This is a genomic window from Aporhodopirellula rubra (assembly GCF_014192335.1).
Taxonomy (GTDB): Bacteria; Planctomycetota; Planctomycetia; order Pirellulales; family Pirellulaceae; genus Rhodopirellula; species Rhodopirellula rubra.
This window is the reverse complement of the sequence record NZ_JACHXU010000005.1, coordinates 230,479-241,666: the sequence shown is the minus strand read 5'-3', so window position 1 is coordinate 241,666 and position 11,188 is coordinate 230,479. Positions and strand designations below refer to the sequence as shown.

Genomic DNA, 11,188 nt, shown 5'->3' with positions numbered 1-11,188 from the left:
TCGCGAGATCGTTCGCACCGACACGCCTCGGACTCTGAAAATATCTCCTGAGACTAGTTTATGAATGCTCGTTGGGCGTATATCCGATTGCAGTCCATGATCGTCAAGCGGATGTTGGCGAACAATGTGCGATCGCGTGAGATCCAGCAGCAGGTCATGAGGAAAAAGATCCAGCTATGCGCCGAAAGCCGGTTCGGACGTGAGCATGGATTGAAGTCGATTCGAACCGCGGAAGATTTCCGTCGGCAACTTCCGATTACGGATTTCGAGTATCTTCGGCCGTACATGGATGAGGTTCGCAACGGTAATCCGCGAGCGATGTTCGGACCTCAGACTCGTTTGTTGATGTTCGCATTGACGTCAGGGACGACCGAGAAACCCAAGCTGATTCCTGTCACTGACGATTTTGTAAAAAGCTACAAACGGGGATGGAAAATCTGGGGGCTCAAAGCCCATATGGATCATATGGACTTGGCACGCAAAGACTACGTGCATCTCGCCGGTGATTGGCAGGAGAGCCAAACGGAATCGGGGGTTTGGTGCGGTAGCATCAGCGGACTAGCCGCTGAGACCCGTCCGCCGATCGTACGTCGTCCTTTCATCGTTCCACCTCAGGTGGGAAAAATCAGCGATTGGACGAGTCGGCAGTACATGACGTTGCGATTGGCACTTCCATCGCGACGCGTGGGCATGATCATTACCGCGAACCCGTTAACGTTGATCAGTTTGGCAAACCTCGCCGACCAGCATAAGGAAACGTTGCTCAGGGACATGCGTGACGGAACGATTAGCATGCCCGATGGCGAGAAAAAGTCAGGTGATGCGTCATTCGGTCAACGTGTTGGCCGTGTCAGTAAACGCCGCTGTGATGAACTGGAAGAGATCGTGAATCGCACCGGGCACTTACTGCCTCGTGATTTCTGGCCTGAATTGTCCGTCGTAGGCGTGTGGATGGGCGGTTCCGTCGGCGCGTTCATTCCGGATGTTCGAAAACTCTATGGTGAATCTGCGTTTCGCGATCACGGGCTTTCTGCGAGCGAAGGTCGAATGACGATTCCGATGCAGGATGAATCCAATGCGGGGTTGTTGGACTACACCTCCAATTACTACGAATTTATTCCGGTTGCCGAGTTCGGTACCGACGATCCGACCATCCTAGAGTCGCATGAACTCGAAGAGGGGCAGTCGTACTACATCTTGTTGACCAACTCAGGCGGTTTGTTCCGGTACAACATTCATGATGTGGTTCAGTGCGTCGGGTTTGAAGGGCAGACGCCACTATTGACGTTCCTGCATAAAGGCGTGCACTGCAGTAACATGACGGGCGAAAAACTGACCGAGTACCAAGTCGCGACCGCCGTCCGTGAGGCGTTCGTGGATTCCGGACGCACCGTTGAGACGGTAATGCTGGTGCCTGTCATGGAGCGTGTGCCTCGATACATGTTATTGATCGAATCGCAGGCCGATCACGGCGTCGAGCGGTTGGCCGAGGCCATCGATGCCCGATTAGCAAATCTCAATTGCGAATACGAAAACCGTTTGAAAACGAAACGGTTGTTACCCATTCTTCCCAAGACGGTTCCGTCTGGTACCTGGACGCGATTGCGTAATGAAAAGATTGCCGATCGCGGTGGCACTCAGGAACAGTACAAACACACGTTCCTCGGTTCGTCGGACGCGATTCTCGACCAACTGAATCTTGGATCGCTCGCCCGCGGTAGATGATTCTTGCGACTGATGGCGTGAGTTACCGTTTCGATTCGACGGGCGACCGTTAAGTCGTTGAAGCCGACGCCACCTTTTGGCACCATTTCGCAAGGTCGTGAAAGTAGGAAGACGGATCGTCTTCGAATTCCAGCGTATGGGAGGCCCCTTCGTACTCGATGACGGTTTTGTCGGAGGTGCCAAAGCGTTGCACGAATCGGCGAGTCGCATTGTTGTCGGTGATCGGATCGGTCGACGCCAGCATCAGCAGCACGGGCGTCTGAATCTTCTCGGGGGCGGTTGTCGCTTCGCTGAGCAGTTTGAGGTTGTTGATTGCGAATCGGATCGTGATTTCACGCAGTGCTAGCGGGTCGGTCTTGATGTATTCCTGCCAAACTGGCGAATGAGTGAAGAGTGCTGGATCCTGCAACGGGACCTGAACCCGTTTGTTGAGAACGCCAACCGAACGGGCAACGCGGAGGGCGATGCGTTGGAAACGATTGGCCGCCTTGCTCGAGTAAAGCCCAGGGCAAATCAAGGCCAAACCGTTTACCAATTCCGGATGCTGCTTGGCAATATATGTCGCGAGGATTCCTCCCCAGCTGATCCCCAGCAAAATCTTTGGACGGTTGTTTGGGAGTTTTCGTAGATAGACAACGAAATCCGAAACCCAGGTTTGCCAATCGTCGACATCTCCGGGGGAATCGACATTCAATCCCGAACCTCGACGTTCGAGAAAGTGCACGTCCATCCCGTTTTCGGCGAGGCTCGCGCTGCTGGATTCATACCAACCTCCGTGGCTGACGATTCCGTGAAGACAAACGACATCCGCAATCGGGGCCTCGGTATTCCAGACCCGTGCGGCGAGACGGCGTGAATCGTGACCGGTGTAGTACTCGAGTTTGGGATGAATCATGACAGGCGTCTCACGAGATTGGGAAGGTTCGAGACTGCAACACAAATCGTGAGAGTTCAGGTTCGTTGACGGTGATTCCCAGGCCGGGCTGGTGCAACGCGGGAGCCCATCCGCCACGGCCAAAGGTGATTGATTCGTTAATGATTGAATCTTTGAGAAGATGTCGATCGGCGGAACCTTCTCGATAGCGGATCGCATTGACGGATGAGGCAAAGTGTCGTCCAGCGGCGGATAAAATTCCCGACTCACCGGGATGGCAGCCGAGTTGATATCCGAGTCCGGCTTGATGGGCCATGATTGCGAGGTTCAAGCTATTGAGGAATCCGCCGCACTTGGAAAGACGGATATTGAATAGGTCGCAGGTTTCGTCTTCAATCGCGCACGCGGCATCGTGTTCGCTCGTGAGTGACTCATCGAGCATGATTGGCGTTCGCACGTTCCTGCGTACGGTTGCCAATGACCGTACGTGATCGTGGTGGACTGGTTGTTCGGCGCAGGTGATTGCGTAGGGCTCGAGTTCTTCGATGCGTTTGGCCGCCTCATTGGGGCTCCACGCTTCGTTCGCATCGACTCGCAGGTCCATGCGTTTGCCTACAAATCGTCGCATGCGTTTGAGTCGCGCCGCGTCGAGATCGGGGTGCATCGCGACTTTCACTTTGCAATGCCCGAAGCCGTAGATCCGCATTGCCAATGAACTCAGTGTTTCTTTCCGCGGGCTACCAGTGCTGATCGCGCTGGAGTACTGAACTCGATCGGATGATTTGTAGATGGGTGACGCGACGGCAAGTGTTTTTGTCACTTCGCTCAGAGGAGATTGGAAGAGATTGCCGAACGCGTCAAGGATGCTCAATTCGACCGCGCATCGATGAGCGTTCGCGAGGCAATCACGAGGATTGTCCGTGCCGACATTGGGGCAATAGTCGCCGCACATCTGCATCACGTCGTGCCAATCGCCGCAGTCCGCGCCGAGTTGTTGTGACAGATCCGTGGAGGCGAGTTGCTCCATGGCGCCTTCGGGAGATTCACCCGTGACGTACGTCCGTGGGATTCCTTCGCCCCATCCGACGGTTCCGTCGGTGAGTTGGCACCGGACAATGAAGTTGTCGCTGTAAGATCGAGAAAACGATGCGTGTTTGAATTCCTTCTTCAATTGAAGTCGGACGATCATGCCCGTCAATTCTGCTACACGCATCGCTATTTCGCTCCGAGTGATCGGAAGTGCTGAGCGATTTCTTCGCGGCTCATGAAATGCTTCTCTTTGGATTTTTCCATCTTGTGCACCATGCGGACCACTTCCGAGTTGTACGGTGCGGGGACTCCGCTTTCGCTCGCGAGTCGGGCGATCTCTCCGTTGACGTAATCAATTTCTGTCGGTCGATCTCGCATGAGATCTTGATAGACCGAGAACACCAAACGTGGTGGATGCAGCGGTCCTTGTGCGACCAACCGAACCAGCGAATCGAGCCCGGGCACGTTGAGGATTCGCATCAATCGATGAAACCGCAGAACGTCGGATCCGCCGCTGGCTTTTTGCAACGGAATCCCGGCGGCGGACAACACGCGAAAGCCCTCCTGCAGGATCGGTAATGCAACGCTGTTGCGCCAATTGCGATTGAAGATCCCACCGCTTAAAAAGTCGGTCGCGGACAACACGGACGCATATCCCATCGTGTTGAATAACAGTTTGTTGTACTGCACGCCGAGGATTTGCTCGGAGGCTTCGACGGGCAATCCCGATGAGTCGAGCAGTCGGCGAGCGTTTTCAACCACCTCGGGGGTGACGTCCTTCGATGCTGGACCGATCACACTCACGCCACGCCTTGCACACTCGATCACACCGGGAGCAACGATTGCCATGTTGGTAGCCGTCATCCCCACCAGCAACCGATCTTTGCGAATCGTCTGCGATAGGATGTGTTGGTTGATCCCGTTTTGAAGCGAAACCACCGTTGCGTCGCCGATCGATTCGGCGAACCTTTGGGCGGTTGTCGCGGTGTCTTGAGTCTTGACGGTGAAGAGAACGAGATCGGAGCCTTCAATCGCGGACGGTTCGGACGATGCCGTCACTTGTGCGTTAACGTTGCCCCAGTCGCCTCGCAGTTCAACGTAGCCCCGTTCCTGCATCGTTTCTAAATGGTCGCCGCGTGCGATCATGACGACGTCGATATCGGGGTTGTTACGTTTAATTAACCCGCCGAACATCGCTCCGATCGCACCTGCCCCGATGACGCTGATTTTTTTCACTGCGGTATCGTTCGCTGCCGACTTCGCGTTCGCCGATGGCACGGTCGATAGTGTGGACGCTGTCGATGTGGCGGTCACTTGGGCAACTCGGTACTGGCGGGCGGGAGTGTTGTGTCAGGTGACGACGGATTGACGTTTCCAAGCAGGTCGCCCAGTTTGCCCGCTAACAAAGCCGGCAATAAGACGAGGTCGCCAAAAAGTGCCGCGACCAGCATCATCAGCAAAATCCATGAAAAATGGCGTACCGGTAAGAAGCCGCTGAAGGAATAGATCATGAGCCCGCATGCACAAATAATCGTTGTCTGAATCAAGGCACCGCCGCACCGTTCGTAGGCAATTTTAATCGCTGACTCTTTCGATTCACCATCATTGAGTGATTGAATGAACCATTTCAGGAAATGGAAGGTTCCATCGACGGCGATACCGAGAGCGACGCTGGCGGTCATGACGGTACCGATGTCGATGGCGTGTTCAAACCATCCCATCGTGCCGAAGAGAACCAGTGTCGGGAAGACATTTGGCAGCATCGCGAGCAGTCCCGCCGGGATGCTGCGAAGGGCGACCATCATTACGACGGCGACGAGAGCGAGTGCGGTTAGAAAACTGTAAAACAGATCCGCGAGCAACATTTTTTGGATGCGGTAAACCAGTACCAAGACGCCGGTACTGGAAGACGAGATGCCGTGGTAGCCCGCTTCCTCCGCTTTGGAGAGAACAAAATCAACTTCGGTTTGTAACCGGTCGAGAAACTGCCCGTAGTCGAAATGCGCCTGCCCCTTCACTCTCGCGCTGATCCGCCAAGCGTCGCCTCGTTCACTCTCGGCAAGAAAATGTGATTCGATCAGATCGTCACGACTCTGGTCGATCTGTCGCAGGAATACGGTTTTGCGGATCGTGGAGCCGAGTCCTGTTAGCCGCGGGAAGCTCGGGACAAACGTCACGGCGGACATCGTTCCTTCTAAGACTTCGATTTGTGAGATTTGATTCTGAATCGCGGCGACGATTCTCAGCCGGTCGATCGGGTCAACGTTGCTGTCGCGATCAAAGTAGATGACTACCTCGATGGGGACCAACGGGCAAATGTTCTCTTCGACCCAATGAAAGTCTTTGACCGCACGGTTGTCTTCGGAAAGCAACGAGACGACATCGATCGTGGTTCGTAAGCGGACCAAGCCGAACCCGCACACGATCATCGCGGTAATGCACAGTGTTCGTATCACAAGACTGTATCGAGCGATCCATCCCGAGACGCTGGCAAAGGAAAGCCAATCGGACGCGGAAGCTCCATCAGCGTTACCAGATGAGTGGTGACGTGTTCGCGGTATGTAACGTCCGTGCGACACCTTCAACCAAATCACCATGAAGCCGGGCAGCATCAAGAACAGCAATCCGACGCAAACGAGGACACCGATCGCTCCCAAGAAACCGAATTGGCGTATCGGTTCGACGTCGCTGATGCAAAGTGAAGCGAGCCCGATGGCAGTGGTCAGTGCCGCTAGGACACAGGGGCCGGTTGCCTTGCGAATCGCACGCCGAGGCGCGTTGCTGCCTTCCCCCGCGTCGATCTCCTCAAGGAAGTAGTTGGCGAGGTGGATGCCGACACTGACAGCAAGGACAAACACGAGTGCGGGGAGAACGATCAGGATCGCGTTCATCGTTTCGCCGCCGTAGTACACCGACGCGAGCATGAAGCCTTGCGCCCACGCGCCAACGGCCAGAATTGGGATCGTCAGCCAAATGGATCGCAGGCAGACCACGCACAGGACGAGCGAGATCAAGATCGACGGGATACTGTATTGCTGGATCGAGCGGCTGCTTTCGTCGTCGATCGCCATGCCGTCAATCGCCGGCCCGGTGATGATCAATTCGTCCTCGGGAATGCCGATCGCGTTCGTGATCGTTTGTTTGATCAACGGGATCGTTTCACGTCGCTGAACGGCTCCATATTCGGTTAGTTCGACGACGAGGCCGCTGGTCTTATCGTCCTGTCCCACGAGGACTCCGTTGAGACGGTCCAACGCGACCTGTCGAGACAGATCGATCGGCATCGATGTTAAAGAGTCGAGCAGCGTCTTGCCCGAGAACACATTGTTGAACAGGCGTTCTTGATTGGATGCGGCGCGATCGGATTGGACTTTCTCGATCGCGTTGGCGGCTTCCCTCAGACGTTCGTCGTCGACTTCGCAACCCTGCCAGGTGACGACGATCATGTCATGAGCACCGAAGAGGTCGATGAACTCGTTGAATTCGCGACGGGCGCTGGCATCCCGATCGACCCACATCAGCGGAGCGTTGAACATCGACAACAAACCGCTGTCTGAACCGTGGACGACGAAGGGCGCCGATACCAGGAGTCCCAGTACCGCTAGAGCGGCCAAACGCACGTATGTCGAGCTGAACAAACTCGGGTCGCCTAGGTCGGGCTGTTTCTCAGTCATTTCCGCTATTTTCGTCGAATCGTGACGTCGCCGCGTGGGGGCCGACGCGATGTCAGCAATGGTCCCGCAATCGCCGGATTTTGGGCCCCATTTCACGCTCCTGAGGGAGTCGGAATGTTACGTCATAGCGTCCTTGTACGACAGCCCAAGGGGATTACGATACGACCCGTTCTGGATTTCCTCTCACGACTGAATTCATGCATTCCATCTCCCATTACGTTCGCCTCGGGTATCTCCAATGGCGGCTTCGGCGGCTGAAGCGATATCTCCATGGCACGGCTGATTGTCAGGCCGTTCAGCGGGGGCGGTTGATGGAGAAAATTCGGCTCAATCAAGACAGCCAATTCGGACGGGAACACGGGTTTGAAAAGATCCGCAGCGTAGAGGATTTTCGCGCCCGCGTGCCGATCGCAAATTACGAGACCTACCGCCCGTACATCGAGCAGGTCAAGAACGGCAATCCGGGCGCGTTGTTCGGCCCTGACACCAAAGTGCTGATGTTCTCGATGACGTCGGGAACGACGAGCGAGTCGAAATACGTGCCGATCACCAACCATTTCTTCGAAGAGTATCGACGGAGTTGGAATTACTGGGGATTGGCGACCTACCGGGATCACAACGACCTGCTCTCCAAACATACGTTGACACTGGCGAGCGATTGGGATCAGTTTCGGACCGCCGGCGGTATCCCGTGCGGCAGCATCAGTGGATTGGCGGCGGAGACTCGGCCTCGGATCACGAATTCGCTTTTTATCCTGCCCAACGCACTCCTCAAGGTCAAAGGCACCGAGAACAAACAGTATGCCTCCTTGCGCGTGGCCATTGAGTCACCTCGCGTTGGCATGATTGTGACCGCGAACCCGTTGACGTTAATGCATCTCGCCCGGATGGCCGACGAGCAAAAAGAGCGGCTGATTCGAGACGTTCACGATGGGACTCTTTCTGATCACGTGGACGTGCCGGCGGACGTGCGAGCCGTGCTGAAGCAACGCGGCAAAGGGCCGAATCGAAAACGAGCCAAGGAACTCGACGCGGTGGTCGAACGAACCGGTCACCTGTACCCCAAAGACTTTTGGCCGGGCCTTTCGGTCGTGTCTGTTTGGATGGGTGGATCGGTGGCTGCGTACCTACCGAGCGTTCGACAGTACTTTGGCGGCGCGCCGCTGCGAGATCATGGGTTGTCTGCCAGTGAAGGGCACATGACCTCGCCGATGCAGGACGAATCGTGTGCGGGATTGCTCGACTACGAGAGTCATTTTTTTGAGTTCATTCCTACCGAAGAACACGGAACACCCAATCCCACGGTGTTGGAAGCTCACGAGCTGGAAGAGGGGCAAGAATACTTTTTGCTGATGTCAACGCTCAGTGGTCTGTATCGCTATGACATTCACGACGTCGTCCGCTGCGACGGTTTCCTCGGACAATGCCCGCGGTTGACCTTCCTAAACAAAGGCGCTCACTATTCCAGCATGACGGGCGAGAAGCTCAGTGAGTTGCAGGTTACACAAGCGGTCGGGCAAGCATTTCAAGATTGTGGGGTCCTCATCGACCATTACAGCTTGGTGCCCGTGCCGGGGGATCCTGCCTATTATCGACTGCTCATCGAGGAACGGTTCGACGCGGAGAAAGTTCGCGAGATTGCCGCTCGCGTCGATCAGCGTCTCAGTGAGGTGAATTGCGAGTACGATGATCGTTTGCAGGGCCACCGTATGGCTGGCGTGACGGTGGTCCGTGTGCCAGAGGGAACCTGGGCTGAGCATCGTCAAATACAAACGTCAGGTGAAGGAAACGATACCTACGCGTACAAACATCCGTTTCTCGCGGCGAAGCAAGAATTGGCGGAAAAGTTTCGGGCATTATCGGACACCGCAGCGTCCGATTGATGAACAAGTGACTGGTGGCCAATGGACGCCTTATGACCAAGGGGCTTTACGACCAATGGACCCTTAAGACCAATGGACAATGCCCGCCCCGATCGCGGTCATTAACAACGAACCGGGGAACGTGCCGATGGCGGAACACCACAGAAACCTCCGCCAGTTCACGCCGGCCGCACCCGGCACGAACGAGCCGATATGCATTCCTAGCCACGGGACCTGACGAATACCAATCAAATACAATGGATGCTCGACGGGCACGCCACGGAGCCAACTCGGAATGCGGTTTACCTCTTGTTCCAAGTCAAAGTCCTTTCGTGCCCGCCGTCCGAGTCCGAACTGAATCAACGCGGCGATATACCAGCCGATCCAACTCAATCCGGTACCGATGGTGACGCCATAGAGTGCTCCGTTTGCGATCGAAAAGAGATCGGAAGGAAACGGAGTCAACGCCATCAACACATGCGTGGGAAGCAAAATGGCGACCGCATTCAAACCATACGTTTGTCGAATTTGTTCAATGTCGTTCTCCGCTAACCACTGCATGGTAAACCAGCCGGCAACGAGAATAACGAGAATCGTGTAGAAGACCGGTGATCGAATCAAGCGTGTCGAAAACCGACGCGGAGAGGACATGTGTTCGCACGAGCAAGAAGGGATTCTGAACCAAACCATCGCCATTCTACCGTTCGTATACGGAACCCACCATCGAGATGAATCGAACCGTCGAAAATCCTCGCATTCTCCTTTCGGAAGGTTCGAGCAATTCTGCTAGGCAAACGCTCTACGGCCTGCCGCGTAACTACTCGGTTGATATCCTCGATCCGTCCATGTGGTGCCAATGCCGTTTTTCGACGCGAGTGTCGCGACGGATCGCTTGTCCTCAAATCGCCAAAGACCCGATCGGCTACATTCGCTTCGTCGCGGATCGCGTTCGCCAGGACGGGTACGATGTTTTATTCCCGACCCATGAACAGGTTTATGCGTTTTCGCGTTTTCGTGATCAACTGCAAAAGCACGTCGGGCTAGCGGTTCCGGATTTCAATGCGATCCAGCGAGTTCAGAGCAAGGCAGAGTTTGCCACTTTGATGAACGAACTCACACTGCCGACACCGGTGTCACGAATCGTCGAAACCAAATCGGAACTATTCGCTCACGAGAACTTCCCTTGTTTTGTGAAGGTCGCTCACAGCACCGCGAGTTTGGGCGTCGAGCGGGTCGGGGACCTGACGGAACTCCGCGACACCGTCGAGCGTTTCGAGCACGCCGGAGTGTGGAAGGAAGGATTGCCGATCGTGATCCAACAACCCGCCCCGGGCAGGCAAGCCGAAGTCAGTGCGGTTTTTCAGGACGGAAGGCTAGTCGGGGCCGCTTGTGCGGATGTTCTCGCAACGGGGATCGGAGGAGGTCCGGCACTGCGTCGAACTGCGATTCACGCACCTGTGTTAGAGCACGTCCAGCGGTTCGGGAGTGCGTTGAACTGGCACGGGCCGCTTTCGTTGGAATACTTCTACGAGGCTGAAACGCAGCAGCCGTTTTACATCGAATGCAATCCTCGGATCGGCGAATCATTCAATGCCTTGGTGGGCGGCGTGAATCTGTGTGAAGCGACAGTGCGAATATCGGTGGGCGAGCACGTTAACCGCATGCCTGACGTTCAGCCAGGTGTGCTGAGCCATAACGGTTTTATCGTGATGATTGCCGACGCCTACAACGGTGCATCGCGGACACAATTAGTCAAAAAGTTGCTGCATCATTGGACTCGCCGTGATGGCTGCGAAAGTGAGATGACACGGCCGAGTGAGGACCTTTTGAGTCTGGTCCCCGCGACGGCTGTCATTTTGTTATTGCTCGCTAACCCGCGTTCGGCTCGAGATCTTGCCAAAGGCACGGTCGACAACTATTCATTGCCGCATTCTGCTGCGAAAATAATTGACGACATGCCTCAAGAGACGATCGAGGAAATACACTCGATTTTGTCATAACGTTCCCCGTCTCCTTTTCGCTCT

8 protein-coding genes are annotated in these 11,188 nt (G+C 55.4%); 3 read left to right on the top strand and 5 right to left on the bottom strand.

The window, feature by feature from the left end; translation table 11 throughout:
- Positions 1-60: 60 nt before the first annotated feature.
- Positions 61-1,725 (top strand): GH3 auxin-responsive promoter family protein, encoded by a 1,665-nt coding sequence (locus FHS27_RS08955; protein ID WP_184304309.1) that lies wholly within the window; start codon positions 61-63, stop codon positions 1,723-1,725.
- A gap of 49 nt (positions 1,726-1,774) precedes the next feature.
- Here the strand turns inward: FHS27_RS08955 and FHS27_RS08950 are convergent, their stop codons facing one another.
- From FHS27_RS08950 to FHS27_RS08935, 4 genes are read right to left on the bottom strand one after another with little or no spacing between them, the layout of a single operon-like run.
- A complete protein-coding gene (locus FHS27_RS08950) occupies positions 1,775-2,620 on the bottom strand; it encodes an alpha/beta fold hydrolase (protein ID WP_009094091.1) in 846 nt (281 codons plus the stop codon).
- A 10-nt stretch (positions 2,621-2,630) separates the two neighbouring features.
- Positions 2,631-3,812, bottom strand: a complete 1,182-nt coding sequence (locus FHS27_RS08945; protein ID WP_246419325.1) for a dipeptide epimerase — start codon at positions 3,810-3,812, stop codon at positions 2,631-2,633.
- Positions 3,813-3,814: 2 nt separating this feature from the next.
- Positions 3,815-4,942 carry a ketopantoate reductase family protein gene (locus FHS27_RS08940; protein WP_184304307.1) on the bottom strand — a complete coding sequence of 376 codons (1,128 nt, stop codon included), beginning with the start codon at positions 4,940-4,942 and terminating at the stop codon, positions 3,815-3,817.
- Entirely contained in the window at positions 4,939-7,302 is a 2,364-nt protein-coding gene (locus FHS27_RS08935) for an efflux RND transporter permease subunit (RefSeq protein WP_246419323.1), read from the bottom strand. Before FHS27_RS08935 ends, FHS27_RS08940 begins: the two co-directional genes overlap by 4 nt.
- A 197-nt stretch (positions 7,303-7,499) precedes the next feature.
- On the opposite strand from FHS27_RS08935, the gene FHS27_RS08930 reads away from it, so the two are divergent.
- Positions 7,500-9,185, top strand: coding sequence for a GH3 auxin-responsive promoter family protein (locus tag FHS27_RS08930; RefSeq protein ID WP_184304303.1), 1,686 nt, complete (start codon positions 7,500-7,502; stop codon positions 9,183-9,185).
- 63 nt (positions 9,186-9,248) lie between these two features.
- On the opposite strand, the gene FHS27_RS08925 is transcribed toward FHS27_RS08930, so the two are convergent.
- Positions 9,249-9,815 (bottom strand): TVP38/TMEM64 family protein, encoded by a 567-nt coding sequence (locus FHS27_RS08925; protein ID WP_184304301.1) that lies wholly within the window; start codon positions 9,813-9,815, stop codon positions 9,249-9,251.
- A 77-nt stretch (positions 9,816-9,892) separates the two neighbouring features.
- On the opposite strand from FHS27_RS08925, the gene FHS27_RS08920 reads away from it, so the two are divergent.
- Positions 9,893-11,164 (top strand): hypothetical protein, encoded by a 1,272-nt coding sequence (locus FHS27_RS08920; protein ID WP_184304300.1) that lies wholly within the window; start codon positions 9,893-9,895, stop codon positions 11,162-11,164.
- Positions 11,165-11,188: the final 24 nt, after the last annotated feature.